The organism is Acidobacteriota bacterium, assembly GCA_039683095.1.
GTDB lineage: Bacteria > Acidobacteriota > Aminicenantia > Aminicenantales > Saccharicenantaceae > RBG-16-66-30.
The window spans coordinates 1-21894 of record JBDKSB010000003.1; the positions used below are offsets into that span (position 1 = coordinate 1).

23 protein-coding genes are annotated in these 21894 nt (G+C 68.1%); 17 read left to right on the plus strand and 6 right to left on the minus strand.

What is annotated here, in order from left to right:
• The 6 genes from ABFD52_03490 to ABFD52_03515 form a co-directional block, all read right to left on the minus strand.
• Positions 1 to 307 (minus strand): hypothetical protein (locus ABFD52_03490; protein MEN6559823.1); only part of this gene is annotated, 307 nt, incomplete at its 3' end.
• A 79-nt stretch (positions 308 to 386) separates the two neighbouring features.
• Positions 387 to 1547, minus strand: a complete 1161-nt coding sequence (gene secF, locus ABFD52_03495) for a protein translocase subunit SecF (GenBank protein ID MEN6559824.1) — start codon at positions 1545 to 1547, stop codon at positions 387 to 389.
• A 1-nt stretch (position 1548) separates the two neighbouring features.
• Positions 1549 to 3093 carry a protein translocase subunit SecD gene (gene secD, locus ABFD52_03500; GenBank protein ID MEN6559825.1) on the minus strand — a complete coding sequence of 515 codons (1545 nt, stop codon included), beginning with the start codon at positions 3091 to 3093 and terminating at the stop codon, positions 1549 to 1551.
• Positions 3094 to 3157: 64 nt separating this feature from the next.
• Positions 3158 to 3499, minus strand: a complete 342-nt coding sequence (gene yajC / locus ABFD52_03505) for a preprotein translocase subunit YajC (GenBank protein MEN6559826.1) — start codon at positions 3497 to 3499, stop codon at positions 3158 to 3160.
• Positions 3496 to 4626 (minus strand): tRNA guanosine(34) transglycosylase Tgt, encoded by a 1131-nt coding sequence (gene tgt, locus ABFD52_03510; GenBank protein MEN6559827.1) that lies wholly within the window; start codon positions 4624 to 4626, stop codon positions 3496 to 3498. The genes yajC and tgt overlap by 4 nt, the downstream gene beginning before the upstream one ends.
• Positions 4623 to 5693: a DUF933 domain-containing protein gene (locus tag ABFD52_03515; protein MEN6559828.1), complete on the minus strand. Its 1071-nt coding sequence runs from the start codon at positions 5691 to 5693 to the stop codon at positions 4623 to 4625. The genes tgt and ABFD52_03515 overlap by 4 nt, the downstream gene beginning before the upstream one ends.
• A 122-nt stretch (positions 5694 to 5815) precedes the next feature.
• Here ABFD52_03515 and lepB point away from each other — a divergent pair, with 122 nt between their 5' ends.
• The 17 genes from lepB to ABFD52_03600 all read left to right on the plus strand — a co-directional run bounded on the left by lepB (position 5816) and on the right by ABFD52_03600 (position 21854).
• Positions 5816 to 6526 (plus strand): signal peptidase I, encoded by a 711-nt coding sequence (gene lepB, locus ABFD52_03520; GenBank protein ID MEN6559829.1) that lies wholly within the window; start codon positions 5816 to 5818, stop codon positions 6524 to 6526.
• A gap of 351 nt (positions 6527 to 6877) precedes the next feature.
• Positions 6878 to 9070 carry an ATP-dependent RecD-like DNA helicase gene (locus ABFD52_03525; GenBank protein MEN6559830.1) on the plus strand — a complete coding sequence of 731 codons (2193 nt, stop codon included), beginning with the start codon at positions 6878 to 6880 and terminating at the stop codon, positions 9068 to 9070.
• 130 nt (positions 9071 to 9200) lie between these two features.
• Positions 9201 to 9362 carry a rubredoxin gene (gene rd / locus ABFD52_03530; protein MEN6559831.1) on the plus strand — a complete coding sequence of 54 codons (162 nt, stop codon included), beginning with the start codon at positions 9201 to 9203 and terminating at the stop codon, positions 9360 to 9362.
• Between the two features lie 22 nt (positions 9363 to 9384).
• The gene (locus ABFD52_03535; protein ID MEN6559832.1) at positions 9385 to 10596 is read left to right on the plus strand and encodes an FAD-dependent oxidoreductase; all 1212 of its coding nucleotides are present in this window, start codon (positions 9385 to 9387) and stop codon (positions 10594 to 10596) included.
• Positions 10593 to 11630, plus strand: coding sequence for a hypothetical protein (locus ABFD52_03540; GenBank protein MEN6559833.1), 1038 nt, complete (start codon positions 10593 to 10595; stop codon positions 11628 to 11630). Before ABFD52_03535 ends, ABFD52_03540 begins: the two co-directional genes overlap by 4 nt.
• A 36-nt stretch (positions 11631 to 11666) precedes the next feature.
• Entirely contained in the window at positions 11667 to 12995 is a 1329-nt protein-coding gene (locus ABFD52_03545; protein ID MEN6559834.1) for an adenylosuccinate synthase, read from the plus strand.
• A gap of 11 nt (positions 12996 to 13006) precedes the next feature.
• Complete coding sequence (gene alr, locus ABFD52_03550) at positions 13007 to 14152, plus strand: alanine racemase (GenBank protein MEN6559835.1); 1146 nt, start codon at positions 13007 to 13009, stop codon at positions 14150 to 14152.
• 99 nt (positions 14153 to 14251) lie between these two features.
• Positions 14252 to 14716, plus strand: coding sequence for a PAS domain-containing protein (locus tag ABFD52_03555; protein MEN6559836.1), 465 nt, complete (start codon positions 14252 to 14254; stop codon positions 14714 to 14716).
• A gap of 47 nt (positions 14717 to 14763) precedes the next feature.
• The gene (locus ABFD52_03560; protein ID MEN6559837.1) at positions 14764 to 14949 is read left to right on the plus strand and encodes a hypothetical protein; all 186 of its coding nucleotides are present in this window, start codon (positions 14764 to 14766) and stop codon (positions 14947 to 14949) included.
• Positions 14950 to 15037: 88 nt separating this feature from the next.
• Positions 15038 to 15259, plus strand: coding sequence for a NifU family protein (locus ABFD52_03565; GenBank protein MEN6559838.1), 222 nt, complete (start codon positions 15038 to 15040; stop codon positions 15257 to 15259).
• A gap of 65 nt (positions 15260 to 15324) precedes the next feature.
• Positions 15325 to 16506: an aminotransferase class V-fold PLP-dependent enzyme gene (locus ABFD52_03570; protein ID MEN6559839.1), complete on the plus strand. Its 1182-nt coding sequence runs from the start codon at positions 15325 to 15327 to the stop codon at positions 16504 to 16506.
• On the plus strand, positions 16506 to 17087 hold the full coding sequence (gene nifU / locus ABFD52_03575; protein MEN6559840.1) for a Fe-S cluster assembly scaffold protein NifU: 582 nt from the start codon (positions 16506 to 16508) through the stop codon (positions 17085 to 17087). Before ABFD52_03570 ends, nifU begins: the two co-directional genes overlap by 1 nt.
• 4 nt (positions 17088 to 17091) lie before the next feature.
• Entirely contained in the window at positions 17092 to 17991 is a 900-nt protein-coding gene (gene nadA / locus ABFD52_03580) for a quinolinate synthase NadA (GenBank protein MEN6559841.1), read from the plus strand.
• A gap of 32 nt (positions 17992 to 18023) precedes the next feature.
• Positions 18024 to 18527, plus strand: a complete 504-nt coding sequence (locus ABFD52_03585) for a rubrerythrin family protein (protein ID MEN6559842.1) — start codon at positions 18024 to 18026, stop codon at positions 18525 to 18527.
• 28 nt (positions 18528 to 18555) lie between these two features.
• The gene (gene nth / locus ABFD52_03590) at positions 18556 to 19215 is read left to right on the plus strand and encodes an endonuclease III (protein MEN6559843.1); all 660 of its coding nucleotides are present in this window, start codon (positions 18556 to 18558) and stop codon (positions 19213 to 19215) included.
• Positions 19212 to 20225 (plus strand): AmmeMemoRadiSam system radical SAM enzyme, encoded by a 1014-nt coding sequence (gene amrS / locus ABFD52_03595; GenBank protein MEN6559844.1) that lies wholly within the window; start codon positions 19212 to 19214, stop codon positions 20223 to 20225. The genes nth and amrS overlap by 4 nt, the downstream gene beginning before the upstream one ends.
• Before the next feature lie 66 nt (positions 20226 to 20291).
• Positions 20292 to 21854 (plus strand): hypothetical protein, encoded by a 1563-nt coding sequence (locus tag ABFD52_03600; protein ID MEN6559845.1) that lies wholly within the window; start codon positions 20292 to 20294, stop codon positions 21852 to 21854.
• Positions 21855 to 21894 lie beyond the last annotated feature (40 nt).

Below are 21894 nucleotides of genomic sequence, written 5' to 3' on the forward strand. Positions count from 1 at the left end.
CCGCGGACTGGACGCGCTTGATCCGGGCGCTCGACGACGAGGCCTTCCGCTTGGCCGGCGGCGGCGGGGGCGGGGGGGGCGGCGGCGGCGGCGCCAGGAACGCGCTGTAGACCTCGACCGTGGGCAGTTCGCCGGTCGAGAGGAGTGGAACAACGATGGCCGTCACGATGAGGACGACGTGGAGGATCAGGGCGACGGGGAAAACGAGGGCTTTCCGCTTCGTGCCCTTCTCGCCCACGAAGAACGAGTCCCTGAAGAGCGCGGGGACGGGGGCCGCTGCTCCTGAGGGCTTTTTCGCTTCCGTCATGATGTTACCTCATGCTCGGGATATTACAGAAACTCACGCCACTAGTATAAAAGAAAAGTGACCCTTTGACAAGGGAATTTTATCGTCTCCTCGCATTTTTCGACCCGAACCAGCTCTGCCAGAAGAGCACGACCGGGCACGACATGTAGACCGTCGAGTAAACGCCCTCGATCGTGCCGATGAGCATCAGGAAGGCGAAGTCGTTGATGACCTCGCCGCCGAAAAGAAAGAGCGCCATGACGGTCAGGAAGACCGTGCCCGAGGTGATGATCGTCCGGCCCAGGCACTGGTTGATCGAGATGTTCATGACGTCTTCCAGGGGCTTGCCGCGCATCAGCTTCTGGTTCTCGCGGACCCGGTCGAAGATGACGATGGTGTCGTTTATGGAGAAACCGACGATGGTCAGGATGCCGGCGATGATCGGCAGGTTGATCTCGCGGCTGGTGAACGAATAGATGCTCATCGTGATCAGGACGTCCTGGGCCAGGGTGAAAATGGCCGCGACGCCGTTGGCGACCTTGAAGCGCAGGGCGATGTAGACGAGCATGCCCATGAGCGACCAGATCGTCGCCAGGACGGCCTTGCGCCGCAGGTCGGACCCGGCCTGGGGGCCGACTGTCTCGCGGCTGAGGGTGGTCATTTTGCCGAGGTAGGTCTTGTCCTGGATATACGACCGGACCTCCGGCTTGAGCCCGAGGCCGTCGAGCTCCCGGAAATCGGCCACGATGCCGGCCGTGTTGCGCTGGGCTATTATCGCCCGGGCCGCCTCCGGGCCGGAGCCGGGGAAGGCGCTCTCGAGGAGCGCGGTCAGCGATCTTTCGTCGATGCCGTTGAGGTCGACGAGACCGCGGGCCCGCTCGGCCGTGCCGTCGTCGCCCTTGAGAGCGGCGATGATCTTGTCGGCCAGGGCCTCGTGGGCCTCGATCTGCTCCTTGTCGCTCGGCTTGGTCCGGACCGATTCGACGGCCCGGATCTGGAACTCGCGGCCGCTCGAGCCGGATTTCTGGACCTGGCTCTTGCCCAGGCCGACCGTCTGGAGGAGGTCCCGGATATGGCCCTCGTCCGACGGCGTCTTGAGCATGATCCGGAGAAGGGTGCCTTCCCCGAAATCGACGCCGAGCTTGAGGCCCTTGAAGAAGGCGATGTTGATCACGCCGGCCAGGACGATGGCGAAGGCGAGGCCCAGGGCCAGGTACTTGTATTTCAGGAAGCGGATGCTGGGGGTCTTGAAGAGTTGCATGTCAGATACTCAGCTTCTTGGCGGATTTGCGGACCATCAGGTCGAAGAGAAGATGTGAGATGAAGACGGCCGTGAACAGGTTGGCGAGCAGGCTGATCACCAGGGTCACGGCGTAACCCCGGATGGGTCCGGTGCCGAACTGGAACAGGAAGACGGCCGAGATGATGGTCGTCAGGTTGGAGTCGAAGATGGCCGAAAAGGCCCGGGAGAATCCCTGCGTGATGGCGCTGGCCACGCCCTTGCCCACGGCCAGCTCCTCCTTGATGCGCTCGAAGATCAGGACGTTGGCGTCGACCGCCATGCCGATGGACAGGATGATGCCGGCGATGCCGGGCAGGGTCAGGGCGGCCTTGAAGTAGGCCAGCGCCCCGAACAGGATGAGGACGTTGAGGATCAGGGCGATGACCGCATTGGCCCCGGAAAGCTTGTAGAAGACGATCATGAAGGCCATCACGGCGACGATGGCCACCAGCCCGGCCAGAAGGCCCTGGCGGATGGAGTCGGCGCCGAGGGCCGGGCCGATCGTCCTCTCCTCGAGGTACTTGATGCCGGCCGGCAGGGCGCCCGCCCTGAGGATGACGACCAGGTCGTCGGCCTCCTGGGGCGAGAACCGGCCCTGGATGACGCCGCCCTGGGCCCTCGAGATGCGGGCCTCGACGAGCGGGGCCGATTGGACCTTGTTGTCGAGGATGATGGCGATCTGCTTGCCGATGTTGGCCCCGGTGACCTGCTCGAAGCGGGCCCCGCCGTCGGAATTGAGGGAGAAGGAAACGGCCGGGTTGTTCCATTCGTCGGTGACCCGGCGGATCGTCCTCAGGTCCTTGCCCGTGACCACGGCGACCTTGTTGACGAGATAGAAGCCGCCCTGGCCGCGCTTGGGATCGCCCCGGAGGACCTCGGCGTCGTCCGGGACCTGCCCGTTCGTCGCCTGGAGGAGGGTGGCCTCGTCGGGGGCCGGACCGGCCTTGACCAGCTTCCACTCGAGGATGGCCGTGACCTTGATGAGATCCTTGATCCTCTCGGGGTTGTCGACGCCGGGCAGCTCGACGATGATCTTGTCGTTGCCCTGCCGCTGGATGAGGGGCTCGGAGACGCCGAGACCGTTGACGCGGTTGTCGATCGTCTCCTTGGCCTGGACGACCGACATGTCGCGGAGGGCTTGGGCCGCCAGCGGCTTGAGGCTCAGGTTGGCCCGGTCGCCGGTGAAGGAGTAGTCCCAGTCGCGGGAATACTGGTCGAACAGGTCGCGGGTCTTGCCCTCCTGGTCGGCCAGCGTGCCCTGGATCGAGATGCGTCCGAGACCTTCCTTGGCGAACTTCTGGTAGGTGAGGCTGTTCTTCTTGAACAGCTCCTCGAGCCGGGAGATCTCCTGGTCGGTCTCGATGTTGATGGCATCGTCGGTGATGACCTGGAGGCTCAGGTGGATGCCGCCCTTGAGGTCGAGACCGCGATGGATCTTGGTGTCGTTGAAGGGGTAAGCCAGGAAGATCGACAGGCCGATGACCGCCACCGCCAGGACGACCTTCCATTGCAGGTTCTTTTTCATATGACCTTCACTCTCGCGGGGATATTCGAGGCCGGGGAGGGGAGGCGGCCCCTCCGCCGGGGCCTCATTCGCCTTCGATCTGGTCCGTGGCGCCGCGGATGACGCCGACGGCGCTCTTGGTGATCTTGATGTTCGTGCCGGAGGAGATCTTCAGCTCGACGACGTTCTTGCTGACGCCCATGACAGTGCCCAGGATGCCGGCCGTGGTGATGATCCGGTCGCCGGGCTTCAGGGCGTCGACCATCTGCATGTGCTTTTTCTGCTTCTTCCTCTGGGGCATGATGATGAGGAGGTAGAAGATGACGAAGACGAGGACGAAGGGCAGCAGGGCGCCGAGCATGTTGGGCTGGGCTGCCTGCGCTGCTCCGGTCTGGCGGGCCAGGTCTGCGACTGCTCCGAAGATCATGTCAGTTCTTCCTTTTGAGAAACGTTGGACATCAAATCCTTCTTCAAGGAGGCGAAGGAGTTAGACGAAATAGAATGGCGTATTTCCCGGAAGATGTCAAGATAGAAATGCAGGTTGTGGATGGTGTTCAGGACGGCCGATGTGATCTCGTTCCGCTCGTAGAGGTGGCGCAGATAGGCCCGGCTGAAATGGCGGCAGGTGTAGCAGCCGCAGGCCTTGTCCAGCGGCCGCTCGTCCCGGGCGTACTTGAGGTTCTTGATGGCGATCCGTCCCTGGCGCGTGAACAGGGTGCCGTTGCGGGCGTTGCGGGTCGGCAGGACGCAGTCGAAGAGGTCGATGCCGCGGGCTACGGCCTCGACGACATCCTCGACGTAGCCCATGCCCATGAGGTATCGCGGCCGGTCGGCGGGCAGGAGGCCGTGGCCGAGCTCGAGCGTCTCGAAGAGCCGGGTCTTGGGCTCGCCGATGCCCAGCCCGCCGTAGGCGTAGCCTTGGAAATCCTGTTCCAGGAGGCCCTCGATCGACCGCGTCCTCAGGTCGGCGTGGACGCCGCCCTGGCTGATCCCCCAGAGCTGCTGCCGGGTCTCGTGTTCGGCGAAGCGGGCCTTGGAGCGGCGGGCCCACAGGCCGGTCAGGCGGACCGACTCGCGGAGGGCCTCGTCGGCATAGGGGTAGGCCGGGAAATGGTCCAGGCACATCAGGATGTCGGTCCCCAGGCGGAGCTGGAGATCGACGACGTCCTCGGGCCTGAGGAAGATCCTGGAGCCGTCGAGGTGGGAGGCGAAGCTGACGCCCTCGTCCGACAGGCGGACCAGGGGCGACAGGCTGTAGATCTGGAAGCCGCCGCTGTCGGTCAGGATGGGCCTGGGCCAGGACATGAAGCGGTGGAGGCCGCCCAGGGCCTCGACGGCGTCCACGCCCGGCCGGAGGAACAGGTGGTAGGAGTTGACCAGAAGGACCTGGGCCCCCAGGGCCTCGACCTGGGCGTGGGTCAGGCCCTTGACCGTGCCCTGGCTGGCCACCGGCATGAAGGCCGGCGTCTCGATCGAGCCGTGCGGGGTCTCGAGAAGGCCGGTCCGGGCCGCCGAGCCGGGATCCTGAGCCGTCAGACGGAAGGCGGCGCTCATGCGGCGAACCGGAAGTAGATGACGTCGCCGTCCCGCACGACGTAGTCCTTGCCCTCGAGCCGGATGGCCCCGGCCTCCTTGGCCTGTTGCAGGGTCCCGTGGCGGAGGAGCTCCCCGGCGGAGACGACTTCGGCCCGGATGAAGCCGCGGGCGATGTCCGAGTGGATGGCCGCGGCGGCTTCGGCGGCCGGCGCGTCGCGCCTCACGGTCCAGGCCCGGACCTCGTCCTTGCCCACGGTGAAGAACGAGATGCGGTCGAGGAAGGCGGCGGCCCGGCCGGTGAAGAGCGGGGCGCTCATCCCGTCCAGGCCGTATTCGGCCATGAAGGCCGTCCGTTCGCCGGGCTCGAGTTCGGCCAGGTCCGATTCGATGCGGCCGCAGAAGGCCAGGACCCGGCGTTCCGCGCCGACGGGGAAGAGGGCCTCGGGCGTCCGGATCCGGGCCAGGTCCTTTTCGTCGATGTTTATGAAATGGAGGAGCGGCTTCAGCGTCAGGAAGGCGAAGCTGCGGATGAGCCTCTCTTCGGCCGGCGCGAGCGCCAGGCCGCGCAGGCACCGGCCCGCCTCGAGCTCGGGGCGCAGCCGCAGGAGCAGGTCCCGTTCCTTCTCGCCCTCGGGGTCCTTCATCTTCTTGAGGTCCTTGTCCAGGCGCTCGAGCCGGGAGTCGGCCAGGACGAGATCGGCCAGGACGAGCTCGTCCTCCATGGCCCGGATTTCTGCGACGGGGTCCAGACGGCCCCGCGCCGGCGGGATGTCCTCGTGGCCGAAGGCCCGGACGACGTGGACGAGGCCGTCGGCTTTCCGCAGGTGGCCGAGGAAGAGGCTGGTCTTGACCTCGCCGAAGGAGATGCCGACGAGGTCGGTCAGGTCGAGGGAGGCGGCGACCTTCTTCCTGTCGGGGTAGGCCGCGGCGATGCGGTCCAGGCGCGGATCGGGCAGGGGCACGGCCCGGACGTTCGGCTCCCGCTTGCCGTCGTCGTAGGCATGGACGGCGGCCCGGGTCCCGGCCAGGAGGTTGAACAGGGTCGTCTTGCCCGCCTTGGGATAGCCGAACAGGGTGACGTTCACGCGACTAGTAAACCCGGAATGGCAGGGGGTGTCAAGGCGCGAGACCGACGGCCGGGCGCGCGGAACGTTCTTGATGTCCCCGCCGTTTTCCTTTATATTAGGCTTTAATCATCGTGAGGGACATGAGCAACGAAGCGAAAGACAGGAAGCCGAGGGACAAGAGCGTTTTCCGCGAGTATTTCGAGCTCATCGCCGAGACGGCGGTCTTCGTCTTCTTCGTCATGACCTTCGTCGTCCAGGCCTTCCAGATCCCCACCGGGTCCATGGAGCCGACCCTCCTCGTCGGCGATTTCCTCCTGGTCAACAAGCTGGCCTACACCCGGCCCGTCCTGCCGATCGAAGGCGCGATCCTGCCCCGCAAGCCGATCGAACGGGGCAACATCGTCGTCTTCAAGTATCCCAAGGACCTGACCAAGGATTTCGTCAAGCGGGTCATCGGCCTGCCGGGGGAAAAGATAGAGGTCAGGGACAAGCAGGTCTATGTCAACGACAAGCCCCTCGACGAGGCCTACAAGGTCCACATCGACAGCCACATCAATTCCAAGAACGACTTCTACAACTACGACGAGATCATCCGCGATAATTACGGTCCGGTCACCGTGCCGCCGGACCAGCTGTTCGTCATGGGCGACAACCGCGACAACAGCATGGACAGCCGTTACTGGGGCTTCGTGCCCCTGGACTCGATCAAGGGGCGGCCCTGGGTCATCTATTTCTCCTACAGGGCGGAGCGGGACTCTTGGCAGAAAACGGGCTTCCGCGACCGCCTCAGGAAGCTGGTCAGCTTCATCCCCAAGGCCCGCTGGGGCCGCATGCTCCGCATCATCAACTAGGCCTCGGCCGGCCGGGGTGTCCTCGGGGATGGTCTCCGCTCGCCGGGCTGATCTTTCACGCCGTTCCGCACGCCGGACCCGTCGCCAAAAAAACCCGCTCGGCTTGCGCTGAACCTCGCTCAGACACGTTTTGGCGGTTTCCAGGGAAACTGCCCCCGCCCGGCTCCGGCTCCGGAACGGCTAGATCAGCTCTTATGCTCGCTTCGACGATCCCCTCGGACCCCGAAGCGCCGGCTTCCCTTTTTCGAGGTCCGGCGGATCGGTTCACGGCCGCGGGGGAAGCCGCCGATGATGACGGGATGTCGCTCCGGGTTGACGGGCCTTGGGGGAAACGCCTAACATGGGGCCGGCATGAAGAAAGCGGAGCTGGTGACCGGCCGGGAGTGCCTCGACGGCACGGTCGACGAGATCGTCTTCTACAATCCCGACAACGGCTACACGGTGGCCAAGTTCTCGACCGATGACGGCGAGCCGCTGACCATCGTCGGCTCGTTCCCGCCGCTCTCGCCGGGCGAGGTCCTGAGCATCCGCGGCGGCTGGGAGCTCAACCCGCGCTTCGGGCGGCAATTCAAGGTCGACCACTTCACCATGACCCTGCCGGCCTCGGCCAAGGGCATCGAGAAGTTCCTGGCTTCGGGGCTGGTCAAGGGCATCGGCCCCGTCCTGGCCGGGCGCATCGTCGCCGCCTTCGGGGCCGGGACCATCGATATCCTGACCCGCGATCCGGAACGCCTCCGCGAGGTCGGGGGCGTCGGCGCGGTCAAGCTCAGGGAGATCCGCCGCTCCTGGGCCGAGCACCAGGACATCCGGGACCTGATCATGTTCCTCCAGGAACACGGCGTCTCGACCAGCCTGGCCACCAAGATCCACCGCCAGTACGGCGACCGGTCCTTCACGGTCCTCCGGGCCAATCCCTACCAGCTCAGCTTCGACATCTGGGGCGTCGGCTTCAAGACGGCCGACCAGCTGGCCCTCAAGCTGGGCCTGGACCCGGCCTCGCCCGAGCGGGTCAAAGCCTACATCCTCTATATGCTCGAAAAGGACAACGAGCAGGGCCACGTCTACTCGGCCGCGGCCGAGGTCGGGGAGAGGTGCGCCGCGGACCTCGCCGTGCCCTCCGAGAAATGCGAGCAGGCCCTGGCCGGGCTCATCAAGGGCGGGCAGGTCGTCGCCGAGAACGGGGCCGGCGGCACGGCCCTCTACCTGCCGTTCTTCCACCAGGCCCAGAACGAGGTCGCCCGGGCCATCCACAAGCTGGCCGGCTTCCCCTGCCAAGCCCCCGGCTTCGATCTCGACCAGGCCGTGGCCGCGACCGAGCGGGACCTCGGCCTGGCCTTCTCGCCGCTCCAGCGCCGGGCCATCCGCGAATCATTCGAGCGCAAGATCCTGGTCATCACCGGCGGCCCGGGCACGGGCAAGACGACCATCATCCGGGCCATCACCGACATCTATCGCAAGTGGGGCAAAGAGGTCATCCTGGCCGCGCCGACCGGCCGGGCCGCCAAGCGGCTGGCCGAGGCCACCGGCCTGGACGCCCGGACCATCCACCGCGTCCTCGAGTTCCAGCCGAAGAAAGGGACCTTCAAGCGCAACGCGGCGAACCCCCTGCGCGGCGAGGCCCTGGTCGTCGACGAGTTCTCGATGGTCGACCTGCCGCTGATGTTCCACCTGCTCCAGGCTGTCCCGCCGTTCATGAGGCTGGTCGTCGTTGGCGACAAGGACCAGCTGCCTTCGGTCGGCCCCGGCAACCTGCTCCACGACATCATCGAGTCGGGCACGGTCGACGTCGTCCGGCTCGACGAGATCTTCCGCCAGGAGAAGGAGAGCCTCATCGTCGCCAACGCCCACCGGATCAACCAGGGCCTCGCGCTCCTTCGCCCGGAGAAGGACGACCGGGACGCCGACTTCTACTTCATCCGCCAGGACGACGAGAAGAAGGCCTTCCAGGCCATCGTCAAGATGTGCGCGAGTAGCGTGCCGCGCAAGCTCGGCCTGAGCCCGCTCTCGCCCCAGATCCAGGTCATCAGCCCGATGTACAAGGGGATGGTCGGCGTCGACAACCTCAACGCCGAGCTCCAGGCCAGGCTCAATCCCGGCGGGGAAGGGCTGCAGGCCGGGGCCCGCACGTTCAAGGCGCGGGACAAGGTCATGCAGGTCCGCAACGACTACGACAAGGACGTCTTCAACGGCGACATCGGCTCGGTCGTCCACGCCGACAGGGCCAAGTATCGCCTCTACGTCGATTATGACGGCCGGACGGTCTGCTACGAGAAGGACGAGCTGAACGACATCACCCTGGCCTACGCCGTGTCGGTCCACAAGGCCCAGGGCAGCGAGTACCAGGCCGTCATCATGCCCCTCATGACCCAGCACTTCATCATGCTCCAGCGCAACCTCTTCTACACGGCGCTGACCCGGGCCAAGAAGCTGGGCGTGGTCATCGGCTCGTACAAGGCCCTCTGGATCGCCGTCAAGAACGACAAGCCGGTCAAGAGGAACTCGCGGCTGAAGGACAAGCTGGCGGCGCTGGGGACGCCGCGTTGACTCGACGTCCCGTTCAGATATAATAAGGCCGTTCCCAGATCCCCGAGTTCGTGAAAGGACGCCCCTGCGATGGCCGGACCGGCGCCGGGTCCGGGAGACATGTCCTGACGGAGAACTGAAAGGAGAGGTCATGGATAAGTACGAATGCACGGCCTGCGGCTATATCTACGATCCCGCCGTCGGGGACCCGGACCATGGCATCCCCCCCGGGACGAGCTTCGAGTCCCTCCCGGACAGCTGGGTCTGCCCGCAATGCGGGGTCCCCAAGGACCTCTTCCAGAAGCTCGCCTGAGCCGCCGGGAGCCTGAGCCGCCGTGAGGATCGTCGTCGTCGGAGGCGGGCTGGCCGGCACCATGGCCGGCAAGACCGTCCGTGAGCTCGACCCCGAGGCCGAGATCGAGATCATCGGCGAAGAACGTTATCCCTACTACCCGCGGCCCAACCTGATCGAGTACGTGGCCGGGCGGCTGCCGCGCGACCAGATGTTCGCGTTTCCCGAGGGCTGGGCAGGGCGGCAGAGGATCGCCCTGAGGCTCGGCGAAAAGGTCGTCCGCGTCCGGCCGGCCGAACGGCGGGTCGAAACCTCGTCCGGCGCCGAGCTCGGCTATGACGCGCTCCTCCTGGCCACCGGCGCCCGGGCCGCCGTTCCGCCCGTGCCCGGCATCGACCGGAAAGGCGTCTTTGTCCTGAGGACTCTCGACGACGCCGAGGCCCTGATCGGGCGCCTCGCCTCGCCGCGGCGGGTGGCCGTCCTCGGCGGCGGGCTGCTCGGCCTGGAGATCGCCCGGGCCATCCGAAGCCGTGCGACGCCGTCCGAGGTCGAGGTGATCGAGTTCTTCGACCGCCTGCTGCCCCGCCAGCTCGACACGGCCGCCGCCGCCCTGCTCAAAGCGCACTTCGAGAAGGCCGGCATCGCCGTCCGGCTCTCCGCCGCGGCGACCGAGATCCTCGGCGGCGAGGAAGCGCGGGGCGTGGCCTTCAGGTCCGGCGGCGTCGCCGGGGCCGACACGATCGTCGTCGCCGCCGGCATCAAGCCCGAGACCCGCGTCGCGGCGGAAGCCGGCCTCCGGGTCGGACGGGGCATCATCGTCGACGACCGCCTGAGGACCTCGGCGCCCGCAGTTTTCGCGGCCGGGGACGCGGCCGAGCACCGCGGCCGGATCCACGGCCTCATCCCGGCCGCCTTCGAGCAGGCCCGCGCCGCCGCCTACAACATCGTCGGCCAGGACAAGGCCTACCCGGGCACGATCGCGGGCAGCACCCTCAAGGTCGCCGGGGTGTCCCTGACCTCGGTCGGGGAGATCGACGCGGAGGGGCCCGGCTACGAATCGCACGTCCGTTCGGTCCCCGAAGAGGGGCTGTATAAAAAGATCGTCTTGCACAAGGGCCGGCTGGCGGGCGCGATCTGGATGGGCACGAAGAAAGGGGCGGCCGAGATCACCCGCCTGGTCGCCCTTCACAAGGATGTCGGGGAGTTCAAGGACGCCCTGCTCGCCGACGATTTCGATTTCTCGGAGCTCGCATGAAAACAAGAACCGTCGTCCTCGCGGCCGCGCTCGTCGCGGCCCTGGCCCGGCCGGGCCTCGGCCAGACCGCCGTTCAGACCCAGACCCAGACCCAGGCCGCCGCCCGGACCCAGGTCGGGGGCTATATGTCGCTCGAGTACATCAAGGGCCAGCCCGAGAGCGGCTTTCACCACGGAGCGATCGAGAACCTCCTGGCCGGCGTCCTGGCCGGCGGACAGATCGGGCAGAAGTTCGGATTCGCGGCCGAGGTCCAGGCCCGCGGCGTCGACACGTTCAGCCTGAACCAGGCCTGGGCCGGGTTCCTGCCGTCGCAGGCCTTCGCCGTCCGGGCCGGCCTCTACCTCGTGCCTTTCGGCGCCTGGAACACGGCCAGCCGGCCCTACGAAACGGTCCTCATCCGCACGCCCCTCGACCTGGAGTTCCTCTACCCGTCGAGCTGGCGCGACCTGGGCGTCCTGGTCCAGGGCCAGATCGGCGTCGTCAGCTACGCCGGCTACATCGGCAACGGCCTGGCCGAGACGGCCGGCGACACGACGCTGGCCTATATCCAGCAGTTCCACGACAACAACCAGGACATGGCCAAGGGCGGCCGCATCGGGTTAGTCGCCGGCCAGGCCATCCAGGGCGGCGTCTCCTACTACTCGGGCAAGTATGACGACCAGAACATGCGCGACCTGACCCTGGAGGGCGCCGACTTCTCCTGGGTGACCGATCAATGGGAGGTCCACGGCGAATACGCCAAGGCCCTGGTCGAGAACCCGCAGCCCTACCCGCGCGGCGAGACCGAGGGTTGGCACGTCTGGGCCTGCATGAGCTTCAAGAGCCTCCAGCCGGTCGGCAGCTTCCAGAAGGTCCGGATGACGGACGTTTACCACGACGGCGGCGTCGATCTCGACCGGAGCCGCTGGAGCGCGGGGCTGCGCTACGTCCTGAGCCAGACGCTCTTCGTCAAGTTCGAATACGACTGGAACAAAGAGAAGGGGACCCAGCTCAAGAACAATCAATGGCAGGTCCAGCTGGGGCTGAGCTTCTGAGCCCGGCGGGCCTTCCCAGCAAAGGATAGCATCGACATGGCCAATCTGCTCGTTCTCGGAACTCAATGGGGCGACGAAGGCAAGGGCAAGATCGTCGACCTCCTGACGCCCGCCTTCGACGTCGTGGCCCGCTACCAGGGCGGACACAACGCCGGCCACACCGTCTGGGTGCGCGGCCGCAAGATCGTCCTCCATCTCATCCCCTCCGGCATCCTCCATCCCGGGACGCTCTGCGTCATCGGCAACGGCCTGGTGGTCGCTCCCGCCGCTTTCTTCAAGGAGATCGGCGACCTCGAGGCCCAGGGGGTCGCCGCCGGCCCGGACCGCATCGCCGTCAGCCGCGGCGCCCACCTGATCATGCCCTGGCACCCGATGTCCGAGCGCGTCTCCGAGGACCGGCGCGGCGCGAAGAAGATCGGCACGACCTGCCGCGGCATCGGCCCGGCCTACGAGGACAAGGCGGCCCGGATCGGCGTGAGGGCCGGGGACCTGGCCGACCCGAAGGTCCTGCGCGAGAAGATCGCCGACGCCGCCGCGGCCAAGGGCCCGGCGTTCAAGGCCTTCGGCCTGCCGCCCCTGGACGTCGAGGCCATCTGCCGGGAGTACGCGGGCTGGGCGGAGAAGCTAGGGCCGTACCTCCGCGACGTCTCGCTGCTCCTCGACGAGCGCATGAAGCTCGGCCAGAACGTGCTCTTTGAGGGGGCCCAGGGCGCCCTGCTCGACCTCGACCACGGCACCTATCCGTACGTCACCTCGTCGAGCTCGACGGCCGGCGGGGCCGCGACCGGGCTCGGCGTCGGCCCGCGGGCCATCCACGGCGTCCTCGGCATCACCAAGGCCTACACGACGCGCGTCGGGGAGGGGCCGTTCCCGACCGAGCTCGAGGGCGAGACGGGGCGGACGATCGCCGCTCGCGGCGACGAGTTCGGGGCCACGACGGGCCGGGCCCGCCGCTGCGGCTGGTTCGACGCCGTGGCCGTGCGCTACGCCTGCCGGGTCAACGGGGTCGACCGCATCGCCCTGACCAAGCCCGACGTCCTCGCGGGATTCGCCGAGATCCCGGTCTGCACCGGCTACCGCTACAAGGGCGAACGGCTCGCCAGCTTCCCGCCGGAGCCGTGGATCCTCGAGCAGGTCGTCCCGGAATACCGGGTCATGCCGGGCTGGCCCGAGTCCCTGCACGGCGCGTCCGACCCGGAGGCCCTGCCGAAGACGTTCGCCGAGTATGTCCGCGTCCTGGAGGACCTCGTCGAGGCCAGGGTGGCCATCGTCTCGACCGGCGTCGAGCGGGCCGAGACGGTTTTCCTCGACGGGAAGCTCCAGGGCCTCGTCGACCTGTCCCGGGTCCGGGCGGCGGCGGGCTGAGGGGCGCGGGCATGGGCGGCCGGGCCGTGGAGCGCGTCGAGATCAGCCGCCGGGCCCTCGTCCGCAACATCCGCGGCTTCCGCCGCCTCATCGGGCCGCGGCGGAAGTTCCTGGCCGTGGTCAAGGCCAACGCCTACGGACACGGCCTTCTCGAGGTCGCCGGGATCGCGGCCGGCGAGGGCGTCGACTGGTTCGGCGTCGATTCCGTCGACGAGGGCGCGGCCCTGCGCCGGGCCGGGATCGGGGCCCCCATCCTCGTTCTCGGCTACGCCCCCCTGGCCTCGCTCGAAGAGGCCGTGGCCGCGGACCTGCGCCTCACGGTCTACAACAGGGAAACGGTCGCCCGGCTGGCCGGGCTGGCCGCGCGGCTGAGGAAGACCGTCCGCCTGCACGTCAAGGTCGAGACCGGGACGTGGCGCCAGGGCGTGGCGCCGCGGGACCTGCCGGCCTTTGTCCGCGACATCCGCCGCCGGCCCGGCCTGGTCGTCGAGGGGCTGTCGTCGCATTTCGCCAACATCGAGGACACGACCAGCCACGACTATCCCCGCCGCCAGCTCGAGACCTACCGCGCGGCCTGCCGGGCCCTCGAGGGCGCCGGCCCGCGCCTCCCGCTGAAGCACATGTCCTGCACGGCGGCCGCCATCCTCTTCCCCGAACCGGGCTTCAACCTGGCCCGGGTGGGCATCGGTCTCTACGGCCTCTGGCCCTCGAAGGAGACCTTCCTGTCGTGCCTGCTCGACAGGAGGGAGCCGCTCGCGCTCGAGCCGGTCCTGTCCTGGAAGGCCCGGATCGCCCAGATCAAGAAGGCGCCGGCCGGGGCCGACATCGGCTACGGCTGCACCTACCGGACGACCCGGCCGACCGTGCTCGCGGTCGTTCCGGTCGGCTACTTCGACGGCTACGACCGCGGCCTGTCCAACGCCGCCCACGTGCTCGTCCGGGGCCGGCGGGCGCCCGTGCGCGGCCGGGTGGCCATGGACTTCTTCATGGCCGACGTCACCGACGTCCCCGCCCCGGCGCTCGAGGACGAGGTGACGCTCATCGGCGCCGACGGCCGGGAGCTGATCACGGCCGACGACCTGGCCTCGCTCGCCGGGACCATCAGCTACGAGATCCTGGCCCGCATCAACCCCCTCGTCCCCCGGGTCGTCGTCTAGCAGGGGAGCGGGGAATGCGGCTTCCCTCGGGCCCTTTGAAAAAAACACTACTGGAATTATAGGAATTCGTGTATAATGTCGGCCTGGAGGAGGTGGGCGATGGCCAATGAAGAGAGGACCAAGGCCGCGGCCGCGCCGGTCGAGCTCGACCGCGGAGCGCTCAGCGCGGAGCAGATCGACCTGATGATGACGCATCTGCCAGTCGACGTCTCGTTCGTCGACGAGACCGACACCGTGCGCTATTATTCGGCGTCGCCCGGCCGCATCTTCCGCCGGACGCCGTCGGTGATCGGCCGGAAGGTCCAGAACTGCCACCCGGCCGAGAGCGTCCACATCGTCCAGCGGATCGTCGACGCCTTCCGGAGAGGGGAGCGGGACACGGCCGAGTTCTGGATCGAGCTCCACGGCCGGTTCGTCCACATCCGCTATTTCGCCCTGCGGGACAAGGCCGGAGCGTACCGGGGCGTCCTCGAGGTTTCCCAGGACGCGACGGGCATCCGGGCCCTGCGCGGCGAGCGGCGCCTGCTCGATTGGGACCGGGCCGAGCATCAGGGAGACATCTGACCCGCCGGATGGCGGGCCGATCGATCGTCGCAGGAGGGAGGAACGAGATGGCCACCACGAAAGCGAAGAAGCCGGCTCCGAAGCCCAAGGGCCGGAAGGCCGCGGCCAGGCCGGGGAAGCCCGCGCTCGAGTGCGGCGTCTGCGGCTACCGGCTGATCGTCGACGAGGCCTGCGGCTGCACCGAAGAGCACGTGCTCTTCTGCTGCGGCCAGCCGATGAAGAAAAAGGGCTAGCCCGGCCGGACCGGCCCTGCGCCTTGTCATGCGCCACCGGGCGGCGTAAAATAAGGGGACCAGCGCCCGGACAGACGAGGAGATTTACATGAAAGAGAAGGTCGAACAAGCTTTGTCCAAGATCCGCCCGGCCCTCCAGGCCGACGGCGGCGACGTTGAGCTCGTGGACGTCGGGCCGGACGGCGTCGTCAAGGTCCGCCTGCGCGGCGCCTGCGGCGGCTGCCCGATGTCGCAGCTGACCCTGAAGATGAGCATCGAGCGGATCGTCAAGAAAGAGGTCCCCGAGGTCACGGCCGTCGAAGCCGTCTGATCCCGGCCGCCGCCGGCCGCCGGGGACGGGCCGTCCCGCCGGAGGCCGCCGGAGGGGGAAGGGTCATGAAGAGGATCTATCTCGACCATATCGCGGCTACGCCCGTGCGCCCCGAGGTTCTCGAGGCCATGCGGCCGTTCCTGGCCGACTCGTTCGGCAATCCCCAGAGCCTTCACGCCTGGGGGCGGCAGGCCCAGGAAGCGGTCGAGGCCGCCCGGGCCGAGGTCGCCGCCCTGATCGGGGCCGATCCCGCGGAGATCTACTTCACGGCCAGCGGCAGCGAGGCCAACAACTTCGCCGTCAAGGGCCTGGCCGCGGGCCAGCAGGCCCGGGGCCGGCACCTGGTCGTCTCGGCCATCGAGCACACCTCCGTCCTCAATTCGGTCAAGGCCCTGGAGAAGTCCGGCTTCACGGCCACGCTCGTCCCCGTCGATCGCGAGGGACGGGTGGACCCGGCCGCGGTGGAGAAGGCCCTGACCAGGGAGACCGTCCTGGTCTCGGTGATGACCGCCAACAGCGAGGTCGGGACGATCGAGCCGGCGGCCGAGATCGCCGCTGTCTGCCGGGCCCGCAACATCCTCTTCCACACCGACGCCGTGGCCGCGGCCGGCAGCATCCCGGTCGACGTCAAGGCCCTCGGGGCCGACGCCCTGAGCCTGGCCGGCGACCAGTTCTACGGGCCCAAGGGCGCGGCCGCCCTTTTCGTCCGCAAGGGCGTCCGCATCATGCCGCTCATCGACGGCGGCATCCAGGAGGGCGGGCGCCGGGGCGGCACCGAGAACGTGGCCGGCATCGTCGGGCTGGGCCGGGCCGCCGCCCTGGCCCGGACGGAAATGGCCGCCCGGGCCGCCGCCCTCGTCCCGCTGCGGGACCGCCTGCTCGAGGAGCTGCCCCGGCGCGTCGGGCACGTCCTCGTGACCGGCCCGCGGACCGGCCGGCTGCCCTTCCACGCCAGCTTCTGCGTCGAGTTCGTCGAAGGGGAAGGCATGCTCCTCTTCCTGGACATGAAGGGCTTCGCCGCCTCGAGCGGCTCGGCCTGCACCTCCAAATCCCTCAAGGCCTCGCACGTGCTCCTGGCCATGGGCCTAGACCACGCCACCGCCCAGGGATCGCTCATCTTCAGCCTGATCGACGGGACGAAGGGCGGGGACGTCGAGGCCCTGCTCGAGAGCTTCCCGCCGATCGTCGAACGGCTGCGGGGCATGTCCCCGCTCTATACCGAGTTTCTCAAGCAGCGAGGTTCCTGATGTACAGCGACAAAGTGATGGACCATTTCGCCAATCCCCGCAACGTCGGGATCATCCCCGACGCCGACGGCGTGGGTCAGGTCGGCAATCCGGTCTGCGGCGACATGATGACCTTCTACATCAAGGTCAGGGACGGACGGCTGGCCGACGTCAAGTTCCAGACCTTCGGCTGCGGCGCGGCCATCGCCGTGTCCAGCATGGTCAGCGAGATGGCCAAGGGCAAGACGATCGACGAGGCCCTGGCCATCACCAACGAGCTCGTGGCCCAGGAGCTCGGCGGGCTGCCGAAGAACAAGATGCACTGCTCCAACCTCGGCGCCGACGCCCTGCACGAGGCCATCAGGAATTACCGCGACCGGCAGGCCGGCCTGGTCCCGGCCGGGGCCGCGGCCTCCGACCCGCACGAGCACGACGAGGGGATGGCCTGCCCCTACTGCGACACGGCCCTGGACGAGAAGGACAAGACCTTCTGCCGGGCCTGCCGGATCGAGTTCGAGGAGTGCCCGTCCTGCGGCGGCATAACCAAGAAGGGCGACTCGGCCTGCATCCATTGCGGCCGGCCCCTGCGGGGCGAGGCCTGAGACGATGGACGTCCTCGAGCGGATCGGCGAGCTGAAGCGGCGCGGGAACGCCGTCATCCTGGCCCACAACTACCAGGCCCCGGAGGTCCAGGACGCGGCCGACTTCGTCGGCGACTCCCTCGAGCTCAGCCGCAAGGCCGCCGGGCTCGAAGCCTCGACCATAGTCTTCTGCGGCGTCCACTTCATGGCCGAGACGGCCGCCGTGCTGGCGCCGGGCAAGACCGTCCTCCTGCCCGAGATCGAAGCCGGCTGCCCCATGGCCGACATGATCAACGGCCGCGAGCTCCGGGCCTGGAAGGCCGGCCATCCCGGCCTGCCGGTCGTCTGCTACGTCAACAGCAGCGCCGAGGTCAAGGCCGAGAGCGATGTCTGCTGCACCTCGAGCAACGCCATCGCGGTCGTCAACTCGCTCGGGACCGACAAGGTCCTGTTCGTGCCGGACAAGAACCTGGCCGCCTATGTCGCCCGGGAGACGCACAAGACCGTGATCGCCTGGGACGGCTACTGTTACGTCCATCACCGCTTCACGCCGCGGGACATCGAAGAGGCCCGGGCCCGCCACCCGGAGGCCGAGGTCTGGGTCCACCCGGAATGCCCCATGGACGTCATCGAGCGGGCCGACCGGGTCCTGTCGACCGGCAAGATGGTCGTCGAGGCCCGGACGACGTCCCGCCGGGAGATCGTCATCGGCACCGAGAAGGGCATCATCTACCGCCTGTCCAGGGAGAATCCCGGGGTGAGATTCTATCCGGCCCGCGAGACCGCTCTCTGCGCCCATATGAAAATGACGACGCTCCCCAAGGTCCTGCGGGCCCTGGAGACCGGCACGACCAGGGTCGAGGTCCCCGCCGACGTCGCCGACCGGGCCCGGGGCGCCATCCAGGCCATGATCCGGATCTCCTGATTGATATATTGTCAGCAAAAGGAGAACGCGCCATGATGAAGACGACCGAAGACAACGTCAAGGCCGCCTTGGCCGGCGAGAGCCAGGCTCACGTGAAGTACGCCGCCTTCGCCGGGAAAGCCGAGGCCGAGAAGCTGGCGAACATCGCCCGGACCTTCAAGGCCAATTCCTACGCCGAGCAGGTCCACGCCTCGAACTACGTCAGGATCCTGGGCGCGCTGGGCCCGACCAAGGACAACCTGGCCGCGGCGGAAGGGGGCGAATCGCACGAGATCGCCGAGATGTACCCGGCCTTCATCGCCGCGGCGGAGAACGAGGGCGAAAAAGCGGCCGGGACCTATTTCCGGTACTCCCTGGCCGCGGAGAAGGTCCATGCGGGCATGTACCGGGCAGCCCGCGAGGCGGTCGCGGCGGGCCAGGACATCGCCTTCAAGCCCATCCACGTCTGCTCGGTCTGCGGCTTCACCATGGAAGGCGACGCGCCGGACAAGTGCCCGATCTGCGGCTCGCCCAAGTCCAAGTTCGTCGCCTTCTGAGGCCGGGCCGGCGAAAGGGGAGGGGCCCATGGAGGCCGCGCGACTGCGGATCAAGCCGATCATCAGGCTGCTGCGGAAACACTACCCGGAGGCGCGGACGGCGCTCGAGTTCCGGAACCCGCTCCAGATCCTCGTGGCCACGATGCTGGCCGCCCAGAGCACCGACAAGCTGGTCAACACGGTCACGCCGGCCCTGTTCCGCAAGTACCCGACGGCCGAGGCCTTCGCCCGGGCCGATCGGGCCGAGCTCGAGCGGGAGATCCACGCGACCGGCTTCTTCCGGAACAAGGCCAAGGCCATCATCGGGGCGGCGCAGCGGATCGTCTCGGCCTACGGCGGCGCCGTCCCGGACTCCATGGAGGAGCTGACGACCCTGCCTGGCGTGGCCCGCAAGACGGCCAACATCGTCCTCTCGGCGGGCTACGGCAAGGCGGAAGGGATCGCCGTCGATACCCACGCCCTGCGCCTCTCCCAGCGGCTCGGCCTGAGCGGGGAGAAGGACCCGGTCAAGGTCGAGCGCGACCTCATGGCCCTGGTGCCCCGGCCCGATTGGCTCGATTTCAACTTTCTGCTCGTGGATCACGGCCGGGCCGTCTGCCAGGCCCGCAAGCCGGACTGCCCGGGCTGCTTCCTGAGGCGGCTCTGCCCCTCCGCCGCGGAGTTCTTCCCGGAGCTGGAGGGCCCGTGATCCGCGAGGCGATGCTCTGGGACCCGACCGAGGCCGGCGCGGCGGCCTGCCGGCTCTGCGCCCACCGCTGCGTCATCAAGCCCGGCCAGGCCGGCGTCTGCGCCGTCCGCGAGAACCGTGACGGGCGGCTGGTGACGCTCGTCTACGGCGAGGTCGTGGCCGCCCACGTCGACCCGATCGAAAAGAAGCCCTTCTACCATTTCTTCCCCGGCTCGCGGGCCCTGTCCGTGGCCGCGGCCGGGTGCAACTTCCGCTGCGGCTTCTGCCAGAACTGGCAGATCTCGCAGGCGCCGCGGCGCCCTGGCGGCGGAGTGGCCGGGGAGCCCTTCGAGCCCGAGGCCATCGTCCGCGCCGCCCTGGCCGATGGCTGCCGCAGCATTTCCTACACCTACACGGAGCCGACCATCTTCTTCGAGTACGCCTACGACACGGCCCGCCTGGCCCGCCAGGCCGGCCTCCTCAACAATTTCGTCACCAACGGCTACATGACGGCCGAGGCCCTCGAGGCCGTCCGGCCGTTCCTCGACGCGGCCAACGTCGATCTCAAGGCCTTCCGCGACGAGACCTACCGGAAGGTCTGCGGCGCCCGGCTCGAGCCCGTTCTCGAGACCATCCGGCGGATGCGGGCCGTCGACATCTGGGTCGAGGTGACGACCCTGGTCGTCCCCGGCCTCAACGACGGCCCGGCCGAGATCGAAGGGATAGCCAGGTTCATCGCCTCGGTCGATCCCGACATCCCCTGGCACATCAGCCGCTTCCATCCGGATTTCGAGTACGACCGGACGCCGCCGACCCCCCTGGCCACCCTGCGTGCCGCCGCCGAGACGGGCCGCCGCGAGGGCCTCCGGTACATCTACGTGGGCAACGTCGGCGGCGAGTCCGAGGACACGGTTTGCCGGACCTGCGGCGCCGTCCTCATCCGCCGGCGCGGCTTTTCCGTCCTGGCCGACGCCCTGCGGGGCGCGAGCTGTCCCAAGTGCGGCGCCGTCCTGCCCGGGCGCTTCGTCTGAGACCCGGTCGCCGGTCCTTTCCTTCCGCGCCGAATCGGTTATAATGGTGCCTTTTGAGGAGGCCTCATGAACGCTAAGACGCGATTTGGGGCGGTCGTCCTCCTGGCCGCCGCCCTCTCGATCGCCGGCGCGGGCCGGCTCGCGGCCCAGGGCCGCCAGGCCCCGCCGGAATACAAGGAACTTGTCGCCGCCTACCAGATGACCGATCCGGCGGCGCGTCTCAGGGAGTTCGAGCGGATCAAGGCCGCTTATCCGAGCTCGCAGTTCATGGAGGCCATCGAGGGCGGCATCCAGGAATCCAAGGTGGCCCTGGCGGCGAACCTCGAAGACCTGCTGGCGCTGCAGAAGGATTTCCTGGCCGGGGCCCGGGGACCGACCCGGATGCAGAGGCCCGTGGCCATGGGCGCCCAGCTCCTCAACCATCCGCTCGTCGAAACGTTCGACCACGCCAGGGTCCTCGAGACCGTCCTGTCCTACCGGGGCGCCGCGCTCCAGGCCGCGGCCGACCCGGCGGCCTACGAGGGCATCCCCCAGGATCAGCGCGACCAGTTCAAGGCCAACGTCGTCAACGCCGTCGAGCTGCTCACGGCCCGGGCCTGCCTCAACGCCGGGGACGCGGACAAGGCCGAGACCTCGATAGCGGCCTATAAGAAAGGCGGCGGGGCCGCTGGCGGGAACTATTATTATATCCTGGCCGGCATCCTCGAGAACCGGGGCAAGACCGCCGAGGCCGCCGACGCTTATCTGTCCGCCGCGGCCGACGGCTTCAGCGACGCGACTTCGAAGGCCCGGGCGCTCTACGGCCGAGTCCACGGCTCCGAGGCGGGCTTCGAAAACGCTCTCGCGGACCGGCTCAAGGCCCTGCCGTTCAAGCCGGAGCCTTTCAAGGCCCCGGCCGGCTGGAAGGGCAAGACCGTCCTGGCCGAGCTCTTCACCGGCTCGGAGTGCCCGCCCTGCGTCGGCGCCGATATCGCCTTCGACGGGCTCTCCGAGACCATCCCGTCGAAGTACCTGGCGGTCCTGGTGTACCATTTGCCCATCCCGCGGCCGGACCCGATGATAAACCCGGCCTCGACCCTGCGGGCCGGCGCCTACGGCATAGGCAGCACGCCGACGATCGTCATCGACGGCGCCAACAAGTCCGTCGGGGGAGGCAATCGCAGCTCGGCCGAGGGCAAGTTCAAGCAGTTCCGGAGCGTCATCGAGCCGCTCCTGGCCGAGGCGCCCGGCGTGTCCCTGAAGGCCCGGGCCGCGATCGCCGGCGACAAGGTCCAGGTTTCTTTCGACTTCGACAAGGCCGTCACCGGCGTCGAATACCTGCTCGTCCTGGTCCAGGACGAACAGGAGCACGCGGGCGGCAACGGCGTCACGGCCCACCGGATGGTCGTCCGCGATCTCTACGTCCTCGATCCGGCCGCGCCGAAGACGGCCGTGTTCGACCTCGCCGAGTCCGAGAAGAAGACGGACGGCTTCCTGACCGAATTCGAGAAGTCCTACACCCGGATCCCGGGATTCAAGTGGGCCGTCCGGCGGAACGCGATCTCCCGGACCGGCCTGCGGGTCGTCCTGTTCGCGCAGGAGAAGTCCACCGGCCGGGTCCTAAACGCTTTCGTGGCCCCGGTCCAGTAGCCGTCCGGCTGACTTTTCCGGGCGGATGGGCTAGGATATC